This window comes from Massilia sp. DJPM01 (assembly GCF_030348125.1).
GTDB lineage: Bacteria > Pseudomonadota > Gammaproteobacteria > Burkholderiales > Burkholderiaceae_D > Telluria_A > Telluria_A frigida.
On the sequence record NZ_JAQOZV010000002.1, the window covers coordinates 190,666 to 217,136 of the forward strand.

At 66.2% G+C, this 26,471-nt stretch carries 20 protein-coding genes; 5 read left to right on the top strand and 15 right to left on the bottom strand.

Annotated features, from left to right (window positions below; genetic code table 11):
- Nucleotides 1-19: 19 nt before the first annotated feature.
- The 7 genes from PO883_RS02295 to PO883_RS02325 all read right to left on the bottom strand — a co-directional run bounded on the left by PO883_RS02295 (nt 20) and on the right by PO883_RS02325 (nt 6,400).
- Complete coding sequence (locus PO883_RS02295) at nt 20-1,234, bottom strand: VanZ family protein (protein WP_289308324.1); 1,215 nt, start codon at nt 1,232-1,234, stop codon at nt 20-22.
- A 54-nt stretch (nt 1,235-1,288) separates the two neighbouring features.
- Nucleotides 1,289-1,915 carry a M48 family metallopeptidase gene (locus tag PO883_RS02300; protein ID WP_167084358.1) on the bottom strand — a complete coding sequence of 209 codons (627 nt, stop codon included), beginning with the start codon at nt 1,913-1,915 and terminating at the stop codon, nt 1,289-1,291.
- Nucleotides 1,916-1,952: 37 nt separating this feature from the next.
- Nucleotides 1,953-2,804, bottom strand: a complete 852-nt coding sequence (locus tag PO883_RS02305; protein ID WP_289308325.1) for a hydrolase 1, exosortase A system-associated — start codon at nt 2,802-2,804, stop codon at nt 1,953-1,955.
- The gene (locus PO883_RS02310; protein ID WP_289308326.1) at nt 2,791-3,663 is read right to left on the bottom strand and encodes a hydrolase 2, exosortase A system-associated; all 873 of its coding nucleotides are present in this window, start codon (nt 3,661-3,663) and stop codon (nt 2,791-2,793) included. The genes PO883_RS02305 and PO883_RS02310 overlap by 14 nt, the downstream gene beginning before the upstream one ends.
- Complete coding sequence (locus PO883_RS02315; RefSeq protein ID WP_289308327.1) at nt 3,663-3,908, bottom strand: acyl carrier protein; 246 nt, start codon at nt 3,906-3,908, stop codon at nt 3,663-3,665. The genes PO883_RS02310 and PO883_RS02315 overlap by 1 nt, the downstream gene beginning before the upstream one ends.
- Nucleotides 3,909-4,010: 102 nt before the next feature.
- Nucleotides 4,011-5,027 carry a polysaccharide deacetylase family protein gene (locus PO883_RS02320; RefSeq protein WP_289308328.1) on the bottom strand — a complete coding sequence of 339 codons (1,017 nt, stop codon included), beginning with the start codon at nt 5,025-5,027 and terminating at the stop codon, nt 4,011-4,013.
- Nucleotides 5,028-5,053: 26 nt separating this feature from the next.
- On the bottom strand, nt 5,054-6,400 hold the full coding sequence (locus PO883_RS02325; RefSeq protein ID WP_289308329.1) for a putative O-glycosylation ligase, exosortase A system-associated: 1,347 nt from the start codon (nt 6,398-6,400) through the stop codon (nt 5,054-5,056).
- A gap of 247 nt (nt 6,401-6,647) precedes the next feature.
- Between PO883_RS02325 and PO883_RS02330 the strand changes: the two genes are divergently transcribed.
- From PO883_RS02330 to PO883_RS02350, 5 genes are all read left to right on the top strand, one after another.
- Complete coding sequence (locus tag PO883_RS02330; protein ID WP_289308330.1) at nt 6,648-8,249, top strand: acyl-CoA ligase (AMP-forming), exosortase A system-associated; 1,602 nt, start codon at nt 6,648-6,650, stop codon at nt 8,247-8,249.
- Nucleotides 8,246-9,481 (top strand): pyridoxal-dependent decarboxylase, exosortase A system-associated, encoded by a 1,236-nt coding sequence (locus PO883_RS02335; protein WP_289308331.1) that lies wholly within the window; start codon nt 8,246-8,248, stop codon nt 9,479-9,481. Before PO883_RS02330 ends, PO883_RS02335 begins: the two co-directional genes overlap by 4 nt.
- 96 nt (nt 9,482-9,577) lie before the next feature.
- Nucleotides 9,578-11,428, top strand: coding sequence for an asparagine synthase-related protein (locus tag PO883_RS02340; RefSeq protein ID WP_289308332.1), 1,851 nt, complete (start codon nt 9,578-9,580; stop codon nt 11,426-11,428).
- Nucleotides 11,429-11,433: 5 nt separating this feature from the next.
- The gene (locus tag PO883_RS02345) at nt 11,434-12,603 is read left to right on the top strand and encodes a DegT/DnrJ/EryC1/StrS family aminotransferase (protein ID WP_289308333.1); all 1,170 of its coding nucleotides are present in this window, start codon (nt 11,434-11,436) and stop codon (nt 12,601-12,603) included.
- Nucleotides 12,600-14,693: a GNAT family N-acetyltransferase gene (locus PO883_RS02350; RefSeq protein ID WP_289308334.1), complete on the top strand. Its 2,094-nt coding sequence runs from the start codon at nt 12,600-12,602 to the stop codon at nt 14,691-14,693. The genes PO883_RS02345 and PO883_RS02350 overlap by 4 nt, the downstream gene beginning before the upstream one ends.
- A 6-nt stretch (nt 14,694-14,699) precedes the next feature.
- On the opposite strand, the gene PO883_RS02355 is transcribed toward PO883_RS02350, so the two are convergent.
- The 8 genes from PO883_RS02355 to PO883_RS02390 all read right to left on the bottom strand — a co-directional run bounded on the left by PO883_RS02355 (nt 14,700) and on the right by PO883_RS02390 (nt 26,456).
- A complete protein-coding gene (locus tag PO883_RS02355; RefSeq protein ID WP_289308335.1) occupies nt 14,700-17,909 on the bottom strand; it encodes a hypothetical protein in 3,210 nt (1,069 codons plus the stop codon).
- A 389-nt stretch (nt 17,910-18,298) separates the two neighbouring features.
- Nucleotides 18,299-19,294, bottom strand: a complete 996-nt coding sequence (locus tag PO883_RS02360) for an acyltransferase (protein ID WP_289308336.1) — start codon at nt 19,292-19,294, stop codon at nt 18,299-18,301.
- Nucleotides 19,291-20,748 (bottom strand): lipopolysaccharide biosynthesis protein, encoded by a 1,458-nt coding sequence (locus tag PO883_RS02365; RefSeq protein ID WP_289308337.1) that lies wholly within the window; start codon nt 20,746-20,748, stop codon nt 19,291-19,293. Before PO883_RS02365 ends, PO883_RS02360 begins: the two co-directional genes overlap by 4 nt.
- Entirely contained in the window at nt 20,745-22,025 is a 1,281-nt protein-coding gene (locus tag PO883_RS02370) for a glycosyltransferase (protein WP_289308338.1), read from the bottom strand. The genes PO883_RS02365 and PO883_RS02370 overlap by 4 nt, the downstream gene beginning before the upstream one ends.
- Nucleotides 22,026-22,028: 3 nt before the next feature.
- The gene (locus tag PO883_RS02375) at nt 22,029-23,132 is read right to left on the bottom strand and encodes a glycosyltransferase family 1 protein (protein ID WP_289308339.1); all 1,104 of its coding nucleotides are present in this window, start codon (nt 23,130-23,132) and stop codon (nt 22,029-22,031) included.
- The gene (locus PO883_RS02380; protein WP_289308340.1) at nt 23,129-24,088 is read right to left on the bottom strand and encodes a glycosyltransferase; all 960 of its coding nucleotides are present in this window, start codon (nt 24,086-24,088) and stop codon (nt 23,129-23,131) included. Before PO883_RS02380 ends, PO883_RS02375 begins: the two co-directional genes overlap by 4 nt.
- Before the next feature lie 2 nt (nt 24,089-24,090).
- Nucleotides 24,091-25,260: a glycosyltransferase family 4 protein gene (locus PO883_RS02385; RefSeq protein WP_289308341.1), complete on the bottom strand. Its 1,170-nt coding sequence runs from the start codon at nt 25,258-25,260 to the stop codon at nt 24,091-24,093.
- Nucleotides 25,257-26,456: a TIGR04063 family PEP-CTERM/XrtA system glycosyltransferase gene (locus PO883_RS02390; protein ID WP_289308391.1), complete on the bottom strand. Its 1,200-nt coding sequence runs from the start codon at nt 26,454-26,456 to the stop codon at nt 25,257-25,259. Before PO883_RS02390 ends, PO883_RS02385 begins: the two co-directional genes overlap by 4 nt.
- Nucleotides 26,457-26,471 lie beyond the last annotated feature (15 nt).

The following is a 26,471-nucleotide window of genomic DNA, read 5'->3' on the forward strand; positions in this document are numbered from 1 at the left end:
GTGTGTGCGCTGTAATGACTCATCTAATTGTGCGGAGCCCGATATCCTTTTTGCCAGCCACCTCCTGCATAAAATCGGGCCCCGCAAACGTCCACGGAATCACCCATCCCGCGCAGGCCAGCAGCACCTGCGTGATATCGCCGAAGCGCCCCGGCAAGTCTTGCTGCGACCACTCCAGCCAGAATACCACCGCGCCAATGAACACCGTGCCGATGACCATGACCGGCTGGCGGTGCCCGATCGGCGTCGTCAATCGCGCCAGATAGGCAATCGCAAAAAACGGCCAGAAAATGTCGAGGATGTTTTGCAGCCCCGACAGCGAGCGCATCTGCCCCACCAGCGGAATCCAGTTAAAACCATACACCATCCCATCCGGCCCCGGCGCCAGTTCGCTGATGACGAAACCGGCGCCGATCAGCACCACGCCCATCCACGCCGCGCGCCGCATGCGGCTGGCCAGGAGCAGGAACATCCACGCGGCACAGGCGCCGGCGACCGCTTCGAGCGACAACTGGCGCCCTTCGATGATGATCTTGAGCAGGAGCACGCAGGCAACGAGCGAGCCGAACAGCAGCAAGGCTGGCTTGCCTTCGCGCGTGAGGGTGCGCGCCAGCATGCCCAGGCCGGCAAGATAGCAGGCGTAGGTCAGCATCTGCGCCATCTCCATCGCCTGCGGCTGGTGCAGCGAGCGGTACAGCAGCGCCAGCCCGTTGCGCAGCTGTCCCATGTCGAAGGTCGGCACCAGCGGGCTGGTTTGCGACAAGGCCCACAGCGCCAGCGCTGCCAGCCCCAGGTTGGGCAAGGTGCCGCGCCGCAGCCAGTGCGCGCGCCAGGCGGCCAGGCGCGGCCCGGCCAGGGTGTCGCCGTGCAGCAAGGAAGCGAGCACGCCGCCGGCCAGGCTGCCGAAAATATTCAATACCAGGTCGATGCGCGAAGCGTCCCGGCTCGGCAGGAATTGCTGGATCGATTCCATCGCCAGGCTCAGCATGCCGCCGGCCACCGCCGCCGTCACCAGCGCCACGCCGAAACGCGTGCTGCGCATCAGCCAGGCCACCATGAACAGGCCGAACGGCATGTAGGCCAGCACGTTCTGGACCAGGTCGGCCTTTTCCACGCGCACATGACCGCCAAACAAAAAGCCGAACAGGGACGCGCGCGGCGCGCTCCAGCCGGCGAACGGATACAGGCTGCCGTAGACGATCAGGACGACAAAGACCAGGACCAGGCGGCGCATCGGGTGCGCCTCAGCCCTGGCCGCGACAGGGGCGGCGCTGCGGCAGCGGGCCCGTCATTGCGCGGGCTCGTCCCACTTGCCGGCCTCGACCAGCTTGTTCTTGAGCCCCGGCAAAGGAAAGCCCAGTTCATACGCCTTCTTGGCGTGCAGGCGGGCCTTGTCGTACTCTTTTTTCCTGAGATAGGCCAGCCCGGTGTTGTAATTGATGGTCGGGTCTTCCGGCTGCAGTTCGACCGCGCTGGTGAACATATTGACGGCTTCGTTGGTCTTGCCGAGCGATAGCAGATAACTGCCGTAGGTGGCGCGCACGGCGGCATCATCCGGCGCGAAGCGGATCGCGCGGTTGAAATAGCATTCCACCGGCCACTTGGTTGCGGGCACCTTCACCTGCTTGTCGCGCAGGCTGACCATGGCCAGGGTGGCCAGGGCGCGCGCATGGTTGGGAATGGCGCGCAGGGTGTAGTCGAGGTCGCCGCCGAGATAGCTGGTATTGCCCTTGATGCCGGCCTCGACTTCGGGCGTGAAGTGGGCGCCCTCGACGATTTCGAGGTTGACCTGGCCGCGCTTGCGGTAATCGAGCGGGCCGTAGTGATTCTTCAGTTCGCCGCAGTAATTGAGCGCCTGGGCGCCGGTCGAGGTCAGCAGCACGGTGCCGGCTAACAGGTAGGGCAATAGTTTCATCGATATCCTTTGATCTGGCATGAAGGAGGCCGCGCGCTTACCACGAGCGCAGCCAGTCGCCGGTCCAGCCCAGCACCTGGTCTTTCCACACGCGGCGCGAAAACGTGTGGTCGGCCTCGGGCAAGGTCTGGCGCGACACCTGCGGCGCGGCCAGCAAGCCTTGCCACTTGTCCGATGCGGCGGCGGTGTCGAGAAATTCCTGGGCGGTCAGGTCGGCGCCGCTGATGATCAACAGCACTTTACCGCGAAAACGCGCCAGCCCGGCCTGCATGCGGTCCGGCAGCGATGCCGGCGCGGCGGCGCCGGATGCGCCACCCTTGCCCTTGCCGAACGCGGCGCCGGCGATGCGCAGGAATGAGCTGGCGGCGGCGGCCACATTGAATTGGCCGCGCAGGATCTTTTTCCACAGTTCCGGGTCAAACAATCGGGCGCGGTAATAGTGCTTGATGGTGGCCTTGGCATGGCCGCCGCTGGTGCGCACCCACGGGTTGAGCAGCACCAGCCCGGTCACGCGCGGATCGTCGGCGGCGTAGAAAATCGCCGCCGAGGCGCCGTCGCACAAGCCCCAGATGACCACTTCTTCAATGCCGGGCAGGGCCTTGAACAAGTTGTCGACAGCGGCGCGCAGGTCGTCGCCGACCACGTCGAAATCGCGGATGGCGCCGTGGCTGTCACCCATGCCGCGATAGTCGAAGCGCAGCGAGGCGATCCCCTGCGCCGCCAGCCCGCGCGCGAGCGTGGTGAACTGGCGGTGGCTGCCGACCCGGTACTGCGGGCCGCCCACCACGATCAGCAGCGCGCGCCTGGCCGGCTGCGCCGGCACGCTGACGATGCCGAACAGCGCATCGCCGCCGCAGTCGAAACTGAGCACAGCTTCACGATAGTCCATGCGGCGCTCCTTGAAACAGGGCCGATGTGGCCGCCAGCAGCTCGGGCGACTCGGCGATTTCCTGGGTCGACCAGAATGGCGTGCAGGCGACTTGCTGCAAGTGCAGGTCCACGCCGGCTTCGCGCCAGGCATCGGCCAGGCGCGCCACAGCCGGCGTCAAAGGCCGCTCGGCCGCGGCCGAGGTTTCCATCCAGTGCACCGGGCAGCCCAGCGGTGCAAGCTTGGCCGCGTCCTTGCTGTCGATTGCGGCGGCCAGCGCCGGGGCGATTTCATAGCCCGCCACTTCGAGCATCTCGCCACCGAGCAGGGTGGCGCGCAAGGCGGCCGTGCCGGTGCTTTTATCGGTTTTTTTGGCGTCGCCGCCCTCGGCCAGCATGGCGTTGGCGGTGAGCAGGCGCAGGAACTGGGTCAGGAAGGTGGCGCCGTTTTGCACCGGTTGCCACAGCACCAGCTGCGCCAGCGGATGACGCGCCGTGTGCGCATAGTCCAGCGCCAGCAAGGCGCCCAGGCGCAGGCCCCACACGGTCAGCGGCGCCGCCAGGCGGGCCGAGAGCCAGCCGCAGCCGGCAGCCAGGTCCTCTTTCCAAATTTCCCAGCGGGCATCGGCAAATTCGCCGCTGCTGTCGCCGCTGCCGTACAGGTCGAGCTGCAGCACGCCGTAGCCCTGCGCCGCCAGCGCGCGCGCCTGCAGGGCGGCCATGCGGCGCGCCTTGTTCATTTCGTCGCCGAAAGGATGCACGTACAGGACCGCGCCGTGGCAGCGCGGCCCGGCGGGCGGGTGGAACAGGCAGAAACGTTGTCCCAAGTCCGTCTGGAGAAAGAAGGGCTCGGCGCCCGGCGGCTTGGGATGGGCCGTCATCAGGCCAGTTTTTGCTTCACGAACGCGTTCAGGCTGCCCAGCGTCTCAAAGGTGCTGGCGCTGATTTCATCGTCGTCGATGGTGATGCCAAAGTGTTCTTCGAGCGCGGCCATCAGGTTCACCACCGCCATCGAGTCGAGCTCGGGGATGCTACCCAGCAGGGCCGATTGTTCGTTCAATGCCTTGCCGGCGTCGCCCAGGCTGAGCACGTCGGTGAGGATGGTTTTGATGTCTTCGAGATACATGGAAATCCTAAATAAGTGAATGCTGATACAGTCGGGGAGATCGCGACATGGTACACGGGCCTCGCCTGATCAGTCCAGACCGCCACTGCGCGTGCGCGGCCGCTAAACCGTGTCGCCATTGCGCCGCAAATTTTGCATCATGCGCAGCATGAAACGGAACTGGCTGCGGTCCCACGGCGTGAAGCGGGGCAGCTGGAACAGGTCGCCCCCCGGCCGCGCCGCGCCCCACGAGGTCGACACTGCCGCGTCGAACCCCAGTTCCTTCACGATGGCCACATGCTCGGCCAGGTAATCCTGTCCCGGTTTGCCGTTCGGATAGGCAAACAGCCGCACCGGCGCGCCGATGATCGCTTCCAGCGCAGCCTTGCCGTCGACAATTTCCTGGCGCGCCCCGGCCGCATCCATGCGCGCGACGATCGGATGGTTCACCGTATGCGCGCCGATCTCCATGCCGGCCCGGTGCAGCTGGCGCACCTGTTCGGAGCTCATCATCAGCTTGTCGGGCAGCGCGACCGGCACCAGCGCGCACAGCGCCGCCACCTGGCGCAGGCGCTCGTCGAGCGGCAAGTACTTGAGCGCACCCAGCAGGGTCGAAATTGCCGCCTGCCGGCTGGCCACGATATCGAGCACGAACTCGCCCTGCCCGGCAGGCCGCAAATCGATCCGCTCCGGCGCCCGGCGGATCAGCTCGATCACCGTGTCGTTCCACATGCGCCCGCCGTTCAGGAAGCCGCTGGCGATGAAAAACGTCGCGTGCACGCCATGCCGCTGCAGTATCGGCAAGGCGATCTCCGCATTGTCGGCATAGCCATCGTCAAACGTGATGCAGGCGGCGCGCGGCGGCAGCTTGCCAGCCCTCAAGCCGCGCACGCCATCGGCCAGCGAGATGATATTGAAGCACTGTTTCAGCTGGGTCAGCTGCGCATCGAAGCGGCGCGCGTCGACTTCGTCCGGAAAAATCGCATCCTGCTGCGCCAGGACCCGGTGAAAGATCAGGATCGACAGCCGCTGGCGCGCGCTGCCCAGGAACCCCAGATGGCGCATGGCGTGGCTGGCCATGCCGGCCCAGGCCGGACCGGCGGGGCCGGAATCGAAGCGATCGGTACGCTGTAGCGGCATGGAATGCTCTTTCGTGGTGGATAAGGTCATGACGCGGCCGGACGCGGGGCTTGGGCCTGGGCCTGGGCCTGCGTCTCGGCCTCGATCCGGGCAAGACGGGCCGCATCGCGCGCGGCGGCCCTGGCCGCAGCCGCCTCGGCTTCCAGCGCTTTCTCGACGATGTAACCGGTGCTCACCACGGCCGCCATCAAGTAATACGGCACGTCGTAATACAGCAGGCTGAGGAAGGCGCCGCCCACGCCGAAGCCAATCAGGCTCACCTGGATCATGCGGGCAAGGTCCCCGGCCCATGTAAAGTCCTCCCTTTTCGCCGTCATGCGCACGATCCAGGCCGCCTTGCGCCAGGTGAGGAAAGCCAGCAATAAATACAGCCCCAGTCCGACAAAGCCATGCTCGCCCAGCGCCTGGAAATAGATGCTGTGGGCCGCGTGCACATCGTCCGGCACCGGCGCGTACAGCTCGAAGGCGGTCCGGTTGTAGATTTCAAAGCCGCCGCCAAGCGGGCGGTCCAGCGCCAGGTGGTAGGCCATATACCAGGCATTGATGCGCCCCATGGCCGAACTGTCTTCCTTGTAGGTATTGATGGTCTCCATGCGCGACGACCATTTATCGGGCATGAAGGTGATCGCAATCGGCACGATCAGCACCATCAGGCCACCCAGCAACAGCTTCTTGGGGCTTTTCAGCCACAGGAAGAACAGCATCGCCGCGATCCCCACCAGCGCCCCGCGCGAATACGAACCGAGCGCGGCGAATGCGCACAGCAGGATCGACGCGGCCATGCCCCAGCGCACCCATTTCTTTTGGGCCTGCATATACAGGAAGGCCATCACCGGAATGATGGTGATGAACGCCAGCGCGACTTCGTTATTGCCCTCGATATAGCTGCCCTGCGGCCCCCACACGATGCTGCCGCCGCCCGTGGCCACGGTGAAGATGCCGCCCTTGACCCCGTAATAGCCGAGCGAGCCGACCAGGGTCCAGATCAGCAGCTTGACCTGCTCTTTTGTCTTGATGAGCATGATGGTGGCGAAGGTCATCAGCATGATCTTCGCGACACGGTTGAGCATCACCACCGATTCGTTCGGCCACATCGAAAAGATGGTGGTCAGGCCCATCCACGCGCTGAAGGCCATGAGCGTGACCACAATCGGCGTCATGGGCAGCTTTTTCGGATCCTTGGTGACCAGCAGGCCAACCAGGGTGACGCCGGCGATGATCGCGGCGAACGGAAAGGAGTAGGCGAAGCCCCAACTGAGCCTGTGCGGATTCATCACGCTGATCCACACCCACATCAGCACACCAATATACGGGCGCTTGAGGATAAACGGCAGCGAGCCGAAAACAACCAGCGTAATGACTAGGTCTCTCATGGACGATCTGGTGAAGAATTAAGCTAAGGTATCAGGCTAAGCGGCCGTGGCGGATTCGCTTAAGTAATATGTAATTGATATTGTTAGTGTTCAAGTGGTAAGATTGTACTTGAACTTCCTCCAAATATCGCTTGCAGAGAAAAATTGTTCTCCGCACAATTTGGCTAGCGTCTTTACTTGGCGCAAGTCGCCCCCTTTTCTTTCCCGAACAGCAACGTTTTGGCTTCCAGCCGTACGCAAGGTTTCAATGAGTGACTTGATCCACGACTTCATCTTCCGCTCAGCCGGCCGCACCCCACAAGCGGAGGCGCTCGTTTATGGCAGCCGCCGTCTGGATTACGCAACACTTGCGGAGTCTGTACGGCAAGTCTCGACAACCGTGCTCGGTCTTGGCCTGGGGCGTGGCGAGCGGCTCGCGGTATATCTCGAAAAAAACATCGAGAACGTGGCCGCCATGTTCGGCGCCGCCGCGGCCGGCGGCGTGTTCGTTCCCGTCAATCCCCTGCTCAAGCCCGAACAGGTCGCCTACATCCTGGCGGACTGCAATGTGCGCATCCTGGTCACCTCGGCCGACCGCCTGAAATTGCTGGCCGCCGCCCTCGGCGCCTGCCCGGACCTGCACACCGTCATCGTCACCGGCAACATCGACAACGCGCCCGCGCTCGAACGCATCACGGTACTGGCCTGGGACGCCGCCCTGGCCGCCGCCCTGGCCGCCGCCGCGCCGGCGCGCAATATCGATACCGACATGGCCGCCATCCTGTACACCTCGGGCAGCACCGGCAAGCCAAAAGGCGTGGTGCTCTCGCACCGCAACATGGTGGCCGGCGCCAGCAGCGTGGCCAGCTACCTGGAAAACACGGCGGCCGACCGCATCCTGGCCGTGCTGCCATTGAGCTTCGACTATGGCCTGAGCCAGTTGACCACCGCGTTTTCCGTGGGCGCCACGGCGGTGCTGATCAACCACCTGCTGGCACGCGATATTTTGAAAGCCGTGGAAGCGGAGCGCATCACCGGCCTGGCCGCTGTGCCGCCGCTGTGGATCCAGATCGCGCCCCTGCCCTGGCCGGCCGGCTGCACCCTGCGCTACCTCACCAATTCCGGCGGCGCCATGCAGCGCCCCACCTTGGATGCGCTGCGCCGCGCGCTGCCGAATGCCCAGCCGTTTTTGATGTACGGCCTGACCGAAGCCTTCCGCTCGACCTACCTGCCGCCGTCGGAGCTGGAGCGCCGCCCCGATTCGATGGGCAAGGCGATCCCGAACGCCGAAGTGATGGTGTTGCGCCCGGACGGTAGCGAATGCGATCCCGGCGAAGCCGGTGAACTGGTGCACCGCGGCGCGCTCGTCTCGCTGGGTTACTGGAACGACAGCGCCAAGACCGCCGAGCGCTTCAAGCCGGTGGTCAGCGTACACCACGGCCTGACCCTGACCGAAATGGCGGTGTGGTCGGGCGACACCGTGCGCAAGGACGAAGACGGCTTTTTATACTTCATCAGCCGCAACGATGAAATGATCAAGACTTCCGGCTACCGGGTCAGCCCCTCCGAAGTCGAGGAAGTGATCTACGCGCGCGACGGCGTGGCCGAAGCGGCCGCCATCGGCCTGGCCCACCCCACGCTGGGCCAGGCCATCGTCGTCGTCGCGCACCCGAAGGAAGGCAGCGCCTTGACCGCCGAAGCCCTGCTGGCGGCGTGCAAGCCGCACCTGCCGGCCTACATGCTGCCGGCGCGCGTGATCATCTCGCCCGACAGCCTGCCGCGTAACCCGAACGGTAAAATCGACCGCAAACTCTTGAGCGTACAAATGGAACAGCTGTTTATGGAAGCCGCAAAGGAAACCAACTCGTGAGCGCCCCCCGTCCGCAACACGCGCCGCTGGCGCAATTCGAGGTCGAGGGCGATTGCCTGCAGATCGGCGGCATGCCGCTCACACGCCTGGCCGAACGGGTCGGGCGCACGCCCTTCTACGCCTACGACCGCGCCAAGCTGACCGAGAGGGTCGAACTGCTGCGCCGCCACCTGCCGCCCGAGATCCATCTGCATTACGCCATGAAGGCCAATCCGATGCCGGCCGTGGTCCAGCACATGGCCACCCTGGTCGACGGCATCGACATCGCTTCCGGCGGCGAACAGCGCGTGGCGCTCGACACGCCGATGGCGCCGCACCTGGTCAGCTTCGCCGGTCCCGGCAAAAGCGACACGGACCTGAGCTGCGCGATTGCCGCCGGCGTGGTGCTGAACATGGAGTCGGAAGCGGAGATGGAGCGCATCGCTGTCATCGGCCGGCGCCTGTCGGTCAAGCCGCGCGTGGCGGTACGGGTCAATCCCGACTTCGAACTCAAATCGTCGGGCATGAAGATGGGTGGCGGACCGAAGCAGTTCGGCGTCGACGCCGAACGCGTGCCGGCCATGCTGGAGCGCATCCGCGAACTGGAACTCGACTTCCAGGGCTTCCACATCTACAGCGGCTCGCAAAACCTGAAAGCGGCATCGATCCAGGACGCGCACGAAAAAACCTTCGCGCTGGCGATCCGCCTGGCCGCGCACTGGCCCGGGCCCCTGCGCACGCTCAATATCGGCGGCGGCTTCGGCATTCCCTACTTCCCCGGCGAAGAACGGCTCGACCTGGCCGCCGTGGGCGAGAACCTCAAGCGCATCCTGCCCGACGTGCGGCGCGACTTGCCCGATACCGAGATCGTGATCGAACTGGGACGCTACCTGGTGGCCGAGGCGGGCATTTACGTCAGCCGCGTGATCGAGCGCAAGGAGTCGCGCGGCCAGGTCTACCTGGTCACCGACGGCGGCCTGCACCACCACCTGGCGGCATCGGGCAACTTCGGCCAGGTGATCCGCAAGAACTACCCGGTCGCCATCGGCAACCGCATGAACGCCGGCGAGCGCGAAACCGTGTCCGTGGTCGGTCCGCTATGCACCCCGCTCGACCTGCTGGCCGACCAGATGTCGCTGGCCAAGGCGGACGTCGGCGACCTGGTGGTCGTGTTCCAATCCGGCGCATATGGCCTGTCCGCCAGCCCGGTTGCCTTCCTGAGCCATCCCGTGGCGCTGGAAGTGCTGGTCTGATGCCATAATCCGCAACCAACGAATAAAACCCAACGAACAAATAAAAATCAACACAAGCGCGAGGAATGCAATGACTGAATTTTCCGGGAAACCGCAGTGAGCGGGCTGTGTGGATGGATCGGCCACGGCGCCAGTGCCGCTGACAACCAGGTCCTGATCGAGGCCATGGCAGTGCCGCTGGCCGCCTTCGACAAGACCGATATCAGCACCCTGCAAGCCTCGCGCAGCGCGCTGGCGGTGGCCGCGCGCGCCGCCAGCGCCCACGTTTACCAGGGCGATGGCCTGGTGGTTGCCGTGTGGGGCGAACCGGAACTCGATGACGGCGCCGATGCGCAGGGCCGGCAAGATGGCCTGGGCGAGCGCGTGGCGCGCCTGTGGCGGCGTGACCCGGATGCCGTCTGCGTCAAACTGAGCGGCGCCTTTGCGCTCGCCATTCTCGACAACGCCAACGGCGACGCCCTGCTGGCGATCGACCGCATGGGCACCCACCAGCTGAGCTACCAGACGGTGGGCGAGGCGCTGGTGTTCGCCACCTCGTCGGACGCGCTGATCCGCCATCCGCTCACGCCCGGAGCGATCGATCCGCAAGGCTTGTACAACTACGTCTACTTCCACATGGTGCCGGCGCCGGGCACCGTGTACCGCGGCCAGCAACGCCTGCTGCCGGGCGAATGCCTGCGCTTCAAGCAGGGCCGCGTGGAAAAGCGCGCCTACTGGCGCATGGTGTTCGACGAACAGCCGCAGCACGCGTTCGAAGACCTCAAGCAGCAATTCCGCGAGCTGCTGCGCAGCAGCGTGCGTGACGCCGCCGGCAAGCAGCCGTACGGCGCGTTTCTCAGCGGCGGCACCGACAGCTCCACCATCGCCGGCATCATGCGCGAGCTTGACGACAAGCCGGTCAACACCTATTCGATCGGCTTCGAGGCCGAAGGCTACGATGAAATGTCGTACGCGCGCCTGGCGTCGAAACACTTCGGCACCAGCCACCACGAATACTACGTCACGCCCGATGACGTGGTGGCCGCCATTCCGCGCATCGGCGCCGTGTTCGACCAGCCCTTCGGCAACGCCTCGGCGGTGCCGGCCTTCTACTGCGCGCGCCTGGCGCGCGCCGACGGCGTCACCCGCATGCTCGGCGGCGACGGCGGCGACGAACTTTTCGGCGGCAACGAGCGCTACTCCAAGCAGCACGTGTTCGCCCTGTACGACAAGGTGCCCGGCCTGCTGCGCAAGGCGCTGCTGGAACCGGCCGTATTCAACTTCCCGGCCGGCGAGCGCCTCAAGCTGATTCGCAAGGCGCGCAGCTACATCGAGCAAGCCTCGCTGCCGATGCCGGCGCGCCTGGAAACCTACAACCTGCTGGGCCGCTTCGGCCCCTCGCAAGTGTTTACCGGCGCATTCCTGGCCAGTGCGGATGTGGGCGCGCCGCTGGCCAGCCTGTCGCACACCTACGCCCAGAACGACGCGTCGAGCCTGATCAACCGCATGCTGGCGCTCGACCTGAAAGTCACCCTGGCCGACAACGACCTGCCGAAAGTGATCAAGGCCTGCGAACTGGCGGGGATGGAAGCGGCCTTCCCTTTCCTGTCCGACCAGATGGTCGGGTTCTCGGCGCGCCTGACGGCCAAACAGAAACTCAATGGCACCCAGCTGCGCTACTTCTTCAAGGAAGCGCTGCGCGGCTTCCTGCCCGACGAAATCATCACCAAGCAAAAGCATGGCTTCGGCCTGCCGTTCGGCGTGTGGCTGCAAAAGCACAAGCCGCTGCAGCAGCTCGCGCTCGACAGCCTGTCCGACCTCAAACAACGCCAGATCGTGCGCCCGGAATTCATCGACGCGCTGGTCGGCCAGCACCTCAACGAGCACGCCGGCTACCACGGCACCATGGTGTGGGTCCTGATGATGATGGAGCAGTGGTTCAAGCAGCGCTCCGCACCGCAAAGCTGAAACCGATGCCCGAATACCAGCGTTTCGACGCCCTAGCCTGTGAATTTCCCCGTCCGCGCGCGCCCCTGTTCCCCAGCCTGCGCTGGGCCGACCTGAGTTTTGGCGGAAGCGGCACGGTCGCTCCGGCCCTGATCGACGGCACCGCCGTGCGCCACTTCGCGCGCGGCCGCTACGCCATGCACGCGGCCTACCAGGCGGCCGGCATCGGCCCGGGTACGGCGCTCCTGGCCCCGTCCTACCATTGCCGCACCATGATCGACCCGGCGCTGGCGCTGGGCGGCACGGTGCTGTTCTATGAAGTCGACAGCGACCTGACGCCGCGCGTGGACAGCATCCGCGCCCTGCTGGCGCCGCGCGACCATGGCATCAAGGCGCTGGTGCTGCCGCACTACTTCGGCTTCGAGCAGCCGCCCGCGCTGCTGGCTGCGGTGATGGCCGTGTGCCGCCACCACGGCCTCATGTTCATCGAAGACTGCTCGCATGCCTGGCAGGTGGCGGCCAAGCGCGCCCAGGGCGCGCAAGCGAATGCCGACCATGTGCTGATGGCCAGCCCGTACAAGTTTTTCGGCTGCGAAGACGGCGGCGTATTGTGGGCCAACCCGGCCCTGTTCCCGATCACGCCACCGGCCCGCCCCGGCCTGCTGCGCGAAGCGAAAGCCTTCGCATCGGCGTGGTCGCGCAACCGCGCCGCGCGCGTCGACGCCACCGGGACGGTGCCGCGCGACGCCGCGCTGCGCGGCCAGGACATCAGCGAACGCCACGACCGTCCGTCGCCCCTGTACCAGCGCGCCATGGAAAACAAGAACAGCCTGGCCCTGTCGCGCTGGGTCATGCGGCGCACGCTGCTCGCGCCCCTGATCGAACAGCGCCGCCAGCATTACCGCCAGTGGCTGGAAGCGGTAGCCGGCGCGCGCGGCGGCCAGGCCCTCATGCACGAGCTGCCGGACGACTGCGCGCCGTACATGTTCCCGATCACGATCGCCGAACCGGACCCGGTGTTCTATCAGTTGAAGCAGGCCGGCATGCCGATCTTCCGCTGGGATGACATGGCGGTGTCGAGCTGCACGGTGGCGCGCAACTACCGCCTGCACCTGCTGCACCTGCCCTGCCATCAGGGCTTGAGCGCGCAGCAAATGGCGTGGATGACGGCGCTGGTGGCGAAAGCGCTGGCATGAGCGGCTGGACCAGCGTGCCGCTGCAGCGCTCCCTGGGCGCGCACGGCGCGGCCTGGGACCAGTTGAACCGGCGCCTGTTCGGTGACCATCCACTCCTCACCACCCTCTTTATCGACGGCCTGCTGCAGCACTTCGGCGACGGCAGCGAGCACCTGTGCGCGTACCGGCGCGACGGCGTGATCGAGGCGATGTGCGTGATCAAGCCGCGCAACCCGCTGGTGTGGGCCAGCTTCCTGCCGCCGCAGGCGCAGATCGCAGCCACCCTGGTAGCCGATAGCGCGCTGCTGCCCTCGATATTGAGCAGCCTGCCCGGCATGGCGATCCAGCTCGACCTGCTGTGCAACGACCCGGCCGTGGGCGCCGTGCTGGCCGGCGCCGCGCCGCGCCGCCATTTGCTCAATCACGCGCTGACGATGAAGATCGAGCTGGCGGGCAGCTTCGCCGGCTACTGGTCGTCGCGCTCCAAACAACTGCAAAGCAATATCAAGAAACGCGAGAAGCGCCTGCTGGATAACGGCATCGGCCAGCGCCGCGTGCACATCGGCGAGGCCGGCGAGATCGTCGCCGCCGTCGACCGCTACGCCGCGCTGGAGGGCGCCGGCTGGAAGGGCCGCAACGGCACCGCGGTCGGTTCCACCCCGGCCCAGCACCAGTTCTACCGCGACCTGATGCAGCGCTCCGCCGCCGACGGCCATGCTTTTGTGTCCGAGCTGTGGTTCGGCGACGCGCTGGCCGCCGCGCGCCTGATCCTGCGCCGCAACGGCGTGTACGTGATCCTCAAGACCAGCTACGACGAGCGCTTCGCCGACTACTCGCCGGGGCGCCTGCTGCTGCGCGACGTGATCGACCAAGCCTTCGCGGCCGACCCGGGCGGCGCCATCGAATTCTATACCGACGCCGACCAGAACCAGCTCGAATGGGCTACCGCCCAGCGCTGGATCCAGCACCGCACCCTGTACCGCTGGAACGTGGCCGAAGCGCTGGTGGTATCGCTGCGCGCCTGGCGCAGCAACCCGCAAGCGCCCGAAGGCCTGGCGGTGGAGGTGTTCGACCATCCCGACGCCCTTCCGGCCGACGTGCAGACCTTCATGACCAAGGCCGAAAAGCACAACGTGGCCTGCGGCCTGGCGTGGTACCGCAACCTGGTCGAGACGGTGTATCCGGACAATCCCGGCCTGCGCTTCTACGTGCTGCGCCAGGGCCAGCAACTGATGGCGGTGCTGCCGCTGCGCGCCGAAAAGGCCGGCGGCACCTGGCAACTGGCTTCGCTGTCGAATTTTTATACGAGCCTGTACGAGCCGGTGCTCGAACCGGGCCTGAAATCGCGCGAGATGGTGGCGGTACTGTCGGCCATCCAGGCCGAGTTTCCCGGGCTGGCGTCGCTGACATTGACGCCGATGGACCCGGCCTCGCATTCCTACCAGACCTTGCTGGGCGCGATGCGCATCAAGGGCTGGATCGCATTCGAGTATTTCACTTTCGGGAACTGGTACCAGCCGGTGAGCTGCGACTGGGCCAGCTACCTGGCGGCGCGCAGCGGACCGCTGCAAAACACCATCCGCCGCATGCGCAAGAAGTTCGCCGGCGATGGCGGCACCCTGGAAATCGTCACCAACACCAAGGAACTGCCGGTGGCGATTGCCGCCTACGAGAAGGTGTATGCGGCCAGCTGGAAAAAGCCCGAACCCTTCCCGGCGTTCACGCCAGGGTTGATGCAGGCCTATGCGGCCAAGGGCTTCCTGCGCCTTGGACTGGCGTGGATCGATGGCGAACCGGTGGCCGCGCAGCTGTGGATCGTCTCGCACGGACGCGCCGAAATCTACAAGCTGGCCTACGACGAGCGCTTCAAGGGTTATTCGCCGGGAACCCTGATCACGGCCATGCTGATGGAGCACGCGATCGACAAGGACAAGGTGAACGAAGTCGATTACCTGATCGGCGACGACGCGTACAAAAAAACCTGGATGAGCCACCGGCGCGAGCGCTGGGGCCTGGTGGCGTACAACCCCAAATCGCTGCGCGGCCTCACGGGACTGGCGCGCGAAGCGGCCGGCCGCGCCGCGCGGGGCGTGGCCGACCGGCTGATCTGACGGTCTTTATGCCGAAGTGCGGATGAAGAAGATGTTGTGCGTCTTCCCATTCGGCATCAGCATGAAACCGCGCAGCGCCGGTACGTAGCGGAAGCGGTTATGCACCCCGGCGCCCGTGGTCGCGGGCGGCATGGTGGCGCCGGCCAGCTCGAACATGCTCATGTCCCAGGTATTGCCCCCGTTCGGCTTGATCACGTAGATGCGTCCCGCGCCCGCTCCCTGGCCGCAGTAGAACAGGAAGCGGTCGTTGGCCGGATCGTAGTCCATGCCGGCGTAGGTTGGCTTGTCGGCCTTGAAGCTCTCCAGCGCCGCACCCGGATTGAAGCTCACCGAGATCTGCGCCGAGCCGTCCACCGGCACGCGCGATGCGAATACGCCCAGCGTCCCATAACCCATGCCGTCAGCCCAGTTCAGCGAGAACAGCTGGTTGCGCAGCGAATCGTGCGCGATCGGCCAGCGGATGGTGTCGCCGGTGCGCTGCGTGATCGGCTGGCTCCAGGTGCGCGTGGCCGCCGAAAAGCGCGCCAGGCCGGTGCTCCAGGTGTCGCCCGTGGCGCGGATCATCACCGCGCCCAGGTGGCCGGCCGGGGCATCGGCCCAGGTTCCGGGCGGGTCCCAGGTATTGGTGCCCAGGTCGAAGCCATCGACCTTGTTGAAGAAGTGCGCGTTGCCGTAGGCGCCGCGCACCCCGAACATCATCAGGCGGTTCAGCTGCGGCACGAAATGCACGGTGCTGTACAGGTGGCGCGAAGTCGGCTTGCCGTCGGTGTAGTAAGCCACATCGATCGCGGTGGCCGAGGACTGGCCATGGCGCAGCTGCCAGCTTGGTGCATTGTCGGTCAGGCGCAGCGACACCACGCGGTTGTCGGCCGAATCGAGGTGGCCGCCGGCGGCGGCGATCAGGATCTCGTTGGTGCGTTCGTTGAAGGCAATGCCGCTGTAGGCATGCACCGCCGCCCCGCCCGCGCCGGACGTGCCGGCGATTTCGATCCATTCGCCCAGCGCCTTGCCGGCGAACCAGGTCGGATCGCCTTCCTGCGGGGTGCTTGGCACCGGCAGCGGCGGCACTGGCGTGTACTGCGCCGGCTTCACGCCCCACACCGGCTTGACGTCGAAGGCGGCGCGCAAGGTGCCCCAGTTGGTGGCGCGCGTCATGCGCTCGTAGGCGTCGCGCGCGCCCGGCACGCCGTGGCGCACCGCGTAGGCAATCGCCGGCACCAGGTTGCCCCACAAGGCACGCTCGCCCGGCATGTATTCGCCGGCCAGGGTGCCTTCGGTCTTGCCCATCCAGGCCGGCGGCGTCGCGTAGGTGGCGGCGTACACCGCGGCCTCGGAGCTGTACCAGGGGCCGGTGCCGGTATCGTAATCGGGCTTGGCGACGGGCGAAATGACCATCGTGTACGGCACCGCGTTGATGTACCAGAAGCCATCCTTGGTGCCGAGCCGGCCGATCGCGCTGCGCGCCTTCCAGGCAAAGAAGGCGCCCAGCTTGGTGCTGGCCGCGCCCGAAATGGGCAAGCCCAGCGACACCGAATAGCCGAAGGCCGCGGTGACGAAGTCCTGCTGCCATGGCGAGGCCACGCGGATGGTGCCGTCGTAGCCTTCGCCCGGCTTGATCCAGCCGAACGGGTTGTTCGACTGGGCCACGTAGCGCCCGTGGAAGTGGTCGATATTGGCTTCGACCGAGGCGATGAATTCGGCGCGCAGGGCGCTATCGTCGTCAGGGGTGATGCACAGGGCTTGCACGCGCGCGCGCCAGTCCCACGCGCAGCTGCGGGTCTGCCAGGCGGCGACGGCGGTCTGCACCAGGCCCTTGCTGCCGGTGCGCAGCGCGGCGTTGTCGCCATTGCCAAGGTAGTTGGCGGTGGCGGCAAACTGCACCTGCTCCATGAAGTAGAAACGGCCCGTGGCCAGGTAGGCCGCAAAGCCGACCGAGGGGCTGTGCGCCACATCCCAGGTGGGCGGATTGCCGCCCGTGGCCACCGGGGTGTACTGGCCGTTGGTGGAGCCGCCGGTATCCTTGAAGCCATGGCCGCTGCGGATATTCAGGGTCGGGTAGCTGGAAAAACGCAGCGGGCGGTTGGTGCTTTCATCGCGGTAGTGCAGGCCATAGCGCCCGGCCGAAAAGCCATTGCGCACCACGGCGGCATACGCGGCCGGCACGTCCGCCACGAGGAACAGCACGTCGTGCTGCGGCAGCAGGCCGATCGGGTCCTGGTAGCCGGACGACGCCATGCTGTCACCGTCGTAGATGAAATTGCCCGCCTGGAGCGGCGTATAGCTCGCTACCAGGGCCTTGACGGCGGCCGCTTCGGCGCCCAGGCGCGCCTGGTACGAGGGCACCAGTTCACTCGCCTGCAGGTAGGCCGCATCCTGGCGCGGCACCACGCCAGGATCGGCGCCGCTCCAGTACGACAGGGCGCTGCCGCTGATCAGCGGGGTGCGCTGGTGGTGTTTCAGGTCGATGGCGGCCGACATGCGCGCGCTGCCATTGAGGGAGAAGGTATACGTGGCGGCCTTGTTCGAGGGCGCGGCCACGCGCAGGTAACCGTTCTCGATCCACGGCAGCACTTCGAGCGCGCCGCTGGCCCACATGCGCACTTCGAGCCAGGCCACCAGGTGCGGGTCGCTGCCGACCGGCTTGCGGTAGATCCAGGACGACATCAGCGGGCCGCTGACCCAGACCTTGAACGGACTGTCCCAGTCGGCGCCCTGCCAGCTGGCGCTGCCGAACGCGCCGCAGCCCACTTCGGCGACGGCGCCGCTGGTGCGCAGGCGCGCCGTGTCGATCGCGGGGTCGCCCGCGCTGGAGGCGACCACGCCCAAGTTGATCGTGGTGCCGGCCGCCGTGGGCAGGCTGGCCTGGCCCGACAACAGCGCGAACTTGACCGAACCGTCCGGCCACAGGTTCTTGACGTTGATCTGCAAGGCGCCCTTGTCCGAGCCGATCGAACGGCTCGCCGGCAAGTCGCCGCGGCGGAATGCAAAGCCGAGGCAAAACGGCACGGAAGTCTGGCCGGTGGTGCTGATGACACTGAAGCGGGCGTTGGCGATGGCCGTGCCCGGTTCCGGCGTGGCCGGCGTGGATGGATCGAACGGGCTGGTCGATGGTGTTTGCACGCCGCTGGCGGCGGTCGAGGTGGGCGCGGCGGCGGCCCCATTGCCGCCACCACCGCCGCCACCGCAAGCGCTAAGCGCGCCGGAAGCAACGAGCATCGTTGAGCGTCGGAGGAAAATACGGCGTTGCAAGTCGGTCATAATGGTTTCTTCGTAATAACAATGAAAAAATAGCTATTAACGCGGCGTCGCTCGTTTTAAACAACCCCAATAGCGCGGCGATGATATCGTTAGTTGCGGCATGGAAACGACATTCTACCTGCATATTTGTCGAGCACGAAATGACCGTTCACAAACAAAACGCCAAATATCAATATAAATTTTCGTGGGATGATTGAATGGCAATGCGCACTCCATTGCCAGGGAGGAATTACAATGACGCTCTGCTCAATATTACCGCCAGATTAACTCCGATAACTGGTTTGGCATTATCTGGCGGACATCCGGCATATTAACAGGCAGGCCGCCGGCGATACCGGTTTTCGGTATCAGGCGGCAGGAGCGGGGCTCCAGCGCGCATTCAGGAAGCGGCGCGCCGGGCCTTCGACCAGGTAGTAGGAGGCGATACCGAGCGCCGCCGCACCGGCCAGCGCGAGCGGCAGCGGCAATGCCTTTTTCAGGCAAGCCGCATAAAACGGCTGCTGCCACAGGTACAGCGAAAACGACCACAAGCCCAGTTGGCGCAGGGGACGCAGGGCAAACAGCGCCTGCAACGGCGCGGCGGCGCGCGGCAGCAGGTTGACCGCCAGCGCGAACGCGGCCACCCCGGCAACCTGGGCAATGGCCGGCGGCACCGACCACCAGTGCAGCGCCACGCCGCCGCCGAGCAGCAGCGGCACCACCACGCTATTGGTGCGCGGCACGCCGCGCCGGTGAAACAGCACGCACAAGAAAGCCGATATGACAATGCCATAGGCGGCCGTTTCGGTATGCAGCATGTGGGCATACAGTTCCGCTCCGGGCGGATAAAGGCGCTGATAGCGGATAATCATTGCCGCGCAGGCCGCCGCCAGCAGCAGCAGAATCAGCAGCGGCGTGCGGCGCCAGGCGCGCACCGCGACGGCCACCAGCGACAGCGCGATATAACTGTGTTCCTCGACCGACAAGGACCAGATATGGCCGAATTGAAGCGCGCCGCTGAATACGTAATTATTAAAGAAAAACAACGGTGGTAATATCTCTGACAACGTAATCGGCAAACCGAGCGCCATCCAGGCGAGCGAAGTGAGCAGCATGAATACCAGGTGGGCCGGCATAATGCGCGAAATACGGCGCCGGTAAAAATGGCCGATTGCCACCTTATCGATAAACAATAGCCGCGCCATCAGCATTCCGGACAGCACGAAAAACAGGCTCACGCCGACCCGCCCCAGGTTAATCCCCGGCAGCGGCATGAAGTGCCCGACCAGCAGCAGGCCGATGGCCATGCCGCGCCAGCCGTCCAGCGCCGGCACATAGGCCGGGTGAGCAGCGGGCGCGCTCATGCGCCGGCCGCCGCGCGGCGCGCCTGGACGATGGCCAGGAACTCGCGGTACAGGGGATGACGGAAAGCCCACAGCAGCAGCGGCCAGGCCAGGCAGGTGGCGCCGGCGCAGGTAAAGAAGGCCGCGTGTCCGAGCGCCTGGCCGGCGGGACGCAGCCAGGTGACCAGCGCCAGCGCCGGTGCGAGACTGAGGGCGGCGAGCGCCAGGTTCATGCCCACGTTGCGCAGCAGCGCGCCAAAGTCGGTCGGCAGGCAGCGCTGCTTGAGCGCATACCAGTATGGCACGCTGACCACGGCCATGACCATGAAGCCGACCGCGAAATACTGCAGGTTGCGGTAATAGAAAACCACCAGGCACAGGGCGATGGCCTTGACCGGCTGGATCACCAGTTCGGCCGTGGCCACCAGTTTCGAGTGGCCGGCCGCCAGCAGCACGGTCGGGGTCAGGTTGATCATGGCGCTGGCGGCGCCGGCCAGGCAAAAGAACGGCACCAGCGGCGCCGACTGGTCCCACTGCGGCCCGAACATCAAGCGCAGCACTTCGAGCGGGAATAGCGCCGCGAAGCCGTAAAAGGTCCAGGCGATGGCGGTCACGTTGGTGACGCTGGCGACGTATTTTTCTTCCAGCGCGTCGCCGTTGCGCACCGCTTTCGAGAACGCCGGATAGGCCACATTGCGCACCGCGCCCATGAAGTCGCGGTGGAACAGGTTCATCAAGCCCTGCGCGCGGCTGGCGATGGCCACGGCCGAAAAGCCCATGATCTTGCCGACCGCCAGATCGTTGATGTCCATCGTGATCGAGGTGATCACGTTGGCCACCGTCAGCGGCCCGCCGAACTTCATGATCTCGCGCCACTTGGTGAGCGCGGGCCGCAGCAGGCGCGCCGCCGCGCCCACGTGCCAGATGCCGGCCGCGATGATCGCGTTGTTCAACACGGCGCCGCAGGCCAGCGCATACGCGCCCGCACCCTGCCACGCCATCAGCAGGGTGGCGATGGTCGAGAGCACGGCGGCGGACAGGTTAATCCGCATCACGGCCTTGAAATTGAGTTCGCGGCGCAGCAGCGCCAGGCACACCGAATTGAAGGGCAGGATCAGGAAGTTGAGCGCCACGATGCGGGCGATGGTGGTCAGGCTGTCTTCATGATAGAAGGCGCCGATCAGCGGCGCGCCCAGTTGAATCAGCAGGAACAGGCTGGAACCGAGGATCAGGGCCATGCCCCAGGCGCTGGCGATGTAGTCGCCGGTCAGGTCCTTTTTCTGGATCAGGAAATTAACCAGCCCGAAATCGCGGATCACCTGGGTGACGCTGATGATCGCCAGCGCCACCGAAAACAGGCCCACCTGCTTGGGCGTGAGCAAGCGCGCCAGCAGCACGAAGGACACCAGGTTCAGGGCGATGCCGAGATAACTCTCCAGGAACGAAAACGCCATCGCGCGGCGCACGGTACTCATGCGGCGCTCCGTGGCCGTTGCACGATCGCGTCGAGGGCGAGCGCCAGTTTGCCGGTCAGATTCGCGCGTGTGTACATCGCCAGTTCGCTCGGAATGCGCGGCGAGAAGGTCGCACCCGGGCCGCTCGCGCACAGGCTGGCCAGGATATCGGCCAGTCCCGCCACATCGCCCGGATCGGCGCGGCGCGCGCCGCCGACCTGGGTGAGGGTCTTGGCCACTTCGCTGACCGGCTGCGCCGACGCCAGGATCGGCCGCCCGCTGCCCAGGTATTCGAACAGCTTGCCGGGCATGCTGGCGTGCTCGTAGACGCCTTTCGAGACCGGCAGGTACAGGACGCTGGCGCCGGTCATGAGCGCGGTCGCTTCGGCGTGCTGCACGCGCCCGCGTTCCTCGACGATATCCTCGATGCCGTACTCGCGCGCGGGACCGGGCGCGTAACCGGCCGTCACGATGTTCAGGCGTGCCAGATTTGGTGCGCCACGCTCCTTGAGCCGCCGCACCGCAGCGTACAGGTCGTCCGGGCCGTAACCGGGGCGCCAGACGCCGGTGTAGACGACGCGAACGCGATCGTCCTTTGGCGCCGGCGCGGCGGCCGGGAAGTCGTCTTCATCGAAGCCGTTGGTAATAAAGAAGCGGTTCTTCGGCAGCAGCTCCTGCGGCAACAGGCCCAGGAACGATTCAGTGGTGGCGATCACGCCGGACGCGGCGCGCAGCACGCGCCGCTCCAGGCCCGGGTTCAGGCGGCGTTGCAGCCAGGTGGTCTTGTCCCATTCCACCTCGGCCGGCTTCCACAAGTCGCGGTAATCGACCACGAAGGGCACGCCGGTGCGCCGGCTGACTTTTTCGGCGACCAGGAAAGACGACCACGGCCAGCCGGTGGCGTAGATGGCGTCGAAGGGTTGCGCCGCATGCAGGCGCACGGCATGCTCGACCGCCATGGGAATCCAGCTGGCGCATTCGTCCGGCACGTTCCAGAGACGGCGCACGCGCCACTCGATGGCGCCGGCCAGCCGTTGCGGGTCGATCACGCTGGCCAATCTTGCCGCGATCCTGGGCGCCATGTGGCGGGTCCACAAGGGTGCGCGCTCGATGCGGGTGCCAGTGCGCACTTCGTCCAGCAGCGAAGCGTCGCAATCCTTGGGATCGGGGTTCTCGAGCGTCAGTACGGTCGGGGTCCAGCCATGGTCCGGCAAGTGATTGACGAACTCCAGGCTGCGGCGCGTCCCCGAATTGAAGATCGGCGGATACAAATAGGCGATGACCAGCACTCTCTTCATCGTTCAGCCACGCACTTTGCGATACACGGCCAGGTGGCTGGCGAAACTCTCGGACCAGGCGAACTTGCGCACCCACGCGGCTGCGGCGGCGACCATCGGCGCGCGCTGCTCGCCCAGGCTGCCGGCGCGCCCCAGGGCTGAAACCCAGGCGTCAAGATCGTGCGGCGGCACCACCATCGCCAGCGGGCCAATCAGCTCTTTCAGGCTACCGAGGGCGCTGAAGATGACCGGCACGCCGGCCGCCTGCGCTTCCAGTGCGGGAAAGCCGAAGCCTTCGTACAGGGTCGGGTACAGCACCGCCTGGGCGCCCCGGTACAGGGCGCGCAGTTCGGCGTCGGACAAGAATTCGGCGAAGAGCACGCGGCCCTGCAGATGCGGCGGCAGTTCGGCCATGGCGCTGCGGCGGGCGGCGGCGCCGAAACCGCAGATGACCAGTTTCAGGTCTTTCTGGCGGCTGGCGGCGATCACTTCCATCGCCCACTCGGGGCGCTTGCGCTTCATCGGCCCGCCCAGGTAGACGGCGTAAGGCGCGTTGCCGATTCTTTGCGCCAGTTCCGCGTGCATCTCGCTTTGCTCATTAGTGAAATAGGCTTCGTCGATCCCGTGCGGGATCACCGTCAGCTTCGGTTCCAGCCACGGCCAGCGCGCCAGGATGTCGGTGCGCGAGCATTCGCTGATGGTGATGACGTGCGCGCACTTTTTCAGGGCCGCCGGAATCGTGTGGTCCCAGTACAGGCGCGCGCCGAGCGTGTCGGGGCGTTCTTCCCAGGCCAGCGTATCGTGCAGGGTCACCACCGTGGGTTTCGGCTGCCACAGCGACAAGGCGCCTTCGGTCGCGTGCAGCAGGTCGATATCGAGTTTGCGCAGGCGCAGCGGCAGGCCGAGCTGCTCCCAGGCGCGGAAGCGGTCGCCGCGAAAGCTGAACACATCGGTTTCCAGGTTGGCGCCGGGCGGCGTGACCATGCCGTGGCGGTCATCGTCGCCGAACAGGCGCCAGTGCATCTCGGGATGGTTCTTCGAGTGGCTCAGCAACTCGTACACGTACTTGCCCATGCCGCGAATGTGTTCGGTATTGAGGCAGCGTGCCACCAGTCCAATGTTCATCATGCTTTTTCCTTTGATGGCGACAGCGCCTTGAGGCCCGTCTTGACCAGCACTTTCCACGCCGGGACGTGGGTGGGGTCGGTGCGCAGGGCGGTCCAGCCGGCGCGCCGCGCCTGGCCCAGGTTGCGCGCTTGCAGATGCGCGCCGGCGAAGTCACTCCAGCTTTTGGCCAGCATGCGCCGCACCGCCGGCGCGTCGCCCATGCGCCCGTCGGGCGAGGCCAGGCCCCAGCGGCCCAGCGCCTGGCCGATCACGCGCGCGCGGTAGTTCTCGGCCGGCGTGGCCTTGGTGATGCTGGCCGGGTGAATGCGGTACAGGGCGTAGGGCCGCGCCACGCGCTCAATCGGCGTCACGCGCGAAGCGCGCAGCCACAGGTCGTAATCTTCGCCGAGGCGCAGGGTGGTGTCGAAGCCGTTCAATTCCGCCAGCAGGGTGCGCCGCATCAGCACCGTGGAGGTCCACACCACGCAGTCGAGCAGCAGTTGCGGATAGATCCAGCCGCTCGCGCCGGCCCAGCGCGCGCTATCCATCGCCTCGTCCTGCAGGCGCGCCAGGTAGTCGGGCGGCGGCTGCGGCACGTCGCTCGGCCACACCTTCCAGGCGGTGTAGCTCATGCGGCAATCGGGCAGCGCCGCCATCCGCGCCAGCTGGGCCGCCAGTTTACCGGGCAGCCAGATGTCGTCGGCGTCGATAAAGGCGATCCACTCGCCCCGCGCGGCGGCGATGCCGGCATTGCGCGCGGCCGCCACGCCGGCGTTGGCCTGTTCGACGACGCGCACCGCCGGAAAACCCTTGCGCACCAATGCCACCGAGCCGTCGCGCGAACCATCGTCGACCACGATGATTTCCAGCGCCACCTCCTTTTGCGCCAGCACCGACGCGATGGTCGCGCCGATGTAGCGCTGCGCGTTGTAGCAGGGGATGACGACGGACACCAGCGGCGTGGATGCGTGAGGCATGGCTATTTCCCCAAAATCGCGTTAAAAATGCGCAGTTGGCCGGCAGTGGTGCTGTCCCAGCTGAACTGCTCGGCGTAGCGGCGCGTGTCGTCATGCGCCGGATAATCGGCGCGCAGGGCCTGCACGGCGTCGGCCACGCCCTGGCGGCTGCGTTCCCCCATCAGCACCCCGGCGGCCGGCGCGGCCACCACTTCCGGCGTGCCCCACACGCAGCTGGCCACCACGGGCGTCCCGCAGGCCATCGATTCGAGCAGCACATTGGCCCAGCCTTCGCGGCTCGACGCCAGCACCAGCGCATCGGCCGCGCCGTAGTAACGCGGCAGCTCGGGCTGCGGCACCGCGCCCAAAAAGCGCACGCGCTGCTCGACCTTCAATTCGCGCGCCAGCGCCTGCAAGCGTGGCAGTTCGACGCCGCTGCCGGCGATCAGCAAGGTCACGCCCGCTAACAGTGGCAGCGCGCCGATGGCCAGGTCGTGGCCCTTGAGTTCAACCAGGTGACCGACCGACAGCAGGGCAAAGCCATCGAGCCCGAGCTCGCGGCGCAAGCCGGCGCGGTCACCCTGGCGGAAGCGCTGCAAGTCCACGCCGTTGCGCAGCGGCGTAATGCTGGCCGGGTCGGCGCCCAGCTGCACCAGCTCCGTCTTGAGCGCGTCGCACACGGTGATGACGGCGGCGGCGTTGGCGGCGGCCCACTGGATCATCTTGCGCGGTTTGGAAAAATTCGGAATCAGGCTGATGTCCGAGCCGCGCGCGGTGATCACCACCGGCTTGTTGAAATGCTTGCCCAGCTTGACCGCCGCCACGCCATCGGGATAAAAATAGTGGGCGTCGATCAGGTCGAAGTCGTAGCCTTCATCGAGCATGCGGCCGACCGTGGCCTTGGCCGCGTTGGCCAGCAGCGCCGGCGTGAAGTTCATGCCGATCTTCGGGATAACCGGATAGCGCGGGTGCAGCACCGGCAAGCCGAAGCGCTCTTCACTAGCGGGCACGCGCGCGAAGTCGCCGTACTGGCCAAAGCGCTTGGCCGTGAACGGAAACCACGGCACCGGCGCCACCACGCGCGCCTCCACCTGGCCGCTGGCGACCAGGTGGCGCAGGCGCGTCTCGACAAAAATGGCGTGGTTCGGCTTGACCTGGTTCGGGAACAGGGTCGTGAAGGTCAGGATCTTCATTTAAGCGAGCCATACACCGCTTTGTAGCGCGCCACGCTGGCGGTCCAGGTGCGCTCGCGCTCCACAAAAGCGCGGCCGTTGGCGCGCAGCGCGGCCCAGCGTTCCGGCGCGCCCAGCAGGGCCAACACCTTGTGCGCCAGCGCGGCCGGGTCGCCGGCGGCGAACAGGATGCCGGTCTGGCCATCGTCGATCAGTTCGCGGTGGCCGCCCACGTCGGAGGCGGCCAGCAGGCGGCCCTGGGCCATCGCTTCGAGCGGTTTCAATGGCGTCACCAGATCGGTCAGGCGCATTTTCAGGCGCGGATACACCAGCACGTCGACCAGGTTGTAATAGCGCTGCACCTGGTCGTGCGGCACCCGGCCGGTGAACACCACCTGATCGGCCACGCCCAGTTGCCTGGCCAATGCCTTGAGCGCGGCGTCCTGCGGACCGCCGCCAACGAGCAGCACGCGGATCTCGGGGTTTGCCGCCAGCATGGCCGGCAGCGCGCGCAGCAGCACGTCCAGGCCTTCGTAGGCATAGAACGAGCCGATGAAGCCGAGCACCGACTTGCCGTCGAGGTGCAGGCGCAAGGCCAGCGCTTCGTCGCGCGCGCCGTCGACACTGAAATCGGCCACGTCGACCGCGTTCGGGATCACGGTGATTTTTTCGGCCGGGATGCCGCGTCCGACGATTTCGGCGCGCAAGCCTTCGCAGATGGTGGTGGCGGCATCGACCCGTTTCAACGCATACGTTTCCAGCGCGCGCGTCATGCGGTAGCGCAGGCCCCATTCGCGGCTGGTGCCGTGATCGACGGCGGCGTCTTCCCAGAAAGCGCGGATTTCGTACACCACCGGAATGCCGAGGCGGCGCCCCACGCGAAGCGCGGCGACGGCATTCAAGGCCGGCGAATGCGCGTGCAGCACGTCCGGCTTGACCTCGCGCGCGACGTTGAGCAGGCGGTCTTCCAGCACGTCGATGACCGCGACCTGGTTGAACACCGGCAGGCGCGATAGGGGGCCGCCGGCCGCCGCAGTGCGGAAGAAATCGAGGCCGTCGACGTGCTCGAACGCGGCCTGGGTCATGCCCTGCTTGGGACTGGTGACGTGAAAAGTGTCCCAGCCCAGCGCGCGCTGCTCGTTCAGGATCGCGCGCGTGCGGAAGGTGTAGCCGCTGTGGAGCGGAATGGAGTGGTCCAGTACATGGAGAATGCGCAATGGCGCCGCTGCCTC

Excerpts from the sequence above, each read along its gene's own strand:
- PO883_RS02295 (WP_289308324.1), bottom strand. The coding sequence starts at position 1,234 with ATGCGCCGCCTGGTCCTGGTCTTTGTCGTCCTGATCGTCTACGGCAGC.
- PO883_RS02300 (WP_167084358.1), bottom strand. The coding sequence starts at position 1,915 with ATGAAACTATTGCCCTACCTGTTAGCCGGCACCGTGCTGCTGACCTCG.
- PO883_RS02305 (WP_289308325.1), bottom strand. The coding sequence starts at position 2,804 with ATGGACTATCGTGAAGCTGTGCTCAGTTTCGACTGCGGCGGCGATGCG.
- PO883_RS02310 (WP_289308326.1), bottom strand. The coding sequence starts at position 3,663 with ATGACGGCCCATCCCAAGCCGCCGGGCGCCGAGCCCTTCTTTCTCCAG.
- PO883_RS02315 (WP_289308327.1), bottom strand. The coding sequence starts at position 3,908 with ATGTATCTCGAAGACATCAAAACCATCCTCACCGACGTGCTCAGCCTG.
- PO883_RS02320 (WP_289308328.1), bottom strand. The coding sequence starts at position 5,027 with ATGCCGCTACAGCGTACCGATCGCTTCGATTCCGGCCCCGCCGGTCCG.
- PO883_RS02325 (WP_289308329.1), bottom strand. The coding sequence starts at position 6,400 with ATGAGAGACCTAGTCATTACGCTGGTTGTTTTCGGCTCGCTGCCGTTT.
- PO883_RS02330 (WP_289308330.1), top strand. The coding sequence starts at position 6,648 with ATGAGTGACTTGATCCACGACTTCATCTTCCGCTCAGCCGGCCGCACC.
- PO883_RS02345 (WP_289308333.1), top strand. The coding sequence starts at position 11,434 with ATGCCCGAATACCAGCGTTTCGACGCCCTAGCCTGTGAATTTCCCCGT.
- PO883_RS02350 (WP_289308334.1), top strand. The coding sequence starts at position 12,600 with ATGAGCGGCTGGACCAGCGTGCCGCTGCAGCGCTCCCTGGGCGCGCAC.
- PO883_RS02355 (WP_289308335.1), bottom strand. The coding sequence starts at position 17,909 with ATGCTCGTTGCTTCCGGCGCGCTTAGCGCTTGCGGTGGCGGCGGTGGT.
- PO883_RS02360 (WP_289308336.1), bottom strand. The coding sequence starts at position 19,294 with ATGAGCGCGCCCGCTGCTCACCCGGCCTATGTGCCGGCGCTGGACGGC.
- PO883_RS02365 (WP_289308337.1), bottom strand. The coding sequence starts at position 20,748 with ATGAGTACCGTGCGCCGCGCGATGGCGTTTTCGTTCCTGGAGAGTTAT.
- PO883_RS02370 (WP_289308338.1), bottom strand. The coding sequence starts at position 22,025 with ATGAAGAGAGTGCTGGTCATCGCCTATTTGTATCCGCCGATCTTCAAT.
- PO883_RS02375 (WP_289308339.1), bottom strand. The coding sequence starts at position 23,132 with ATGATGAACATTGGACTGGTGGCACGCTGCCTCAATACCGAACACATT.
- PO883_RS02380 (WP_289308340.1), bottom strand. The coding sequence starts at position 24,088 with ATGCCTCACGCATCCACGCCGCTGGTGTCCGTCGTCATCCCCTGCTAC.
- PO883_RS02385 (WP_289308341.1), bottom strand. The coding sequence starts at position 25,260 with ATGAAGATCCTGACCTTCACGACCCTGTTCCCGAACCAGGTCAAGCCG.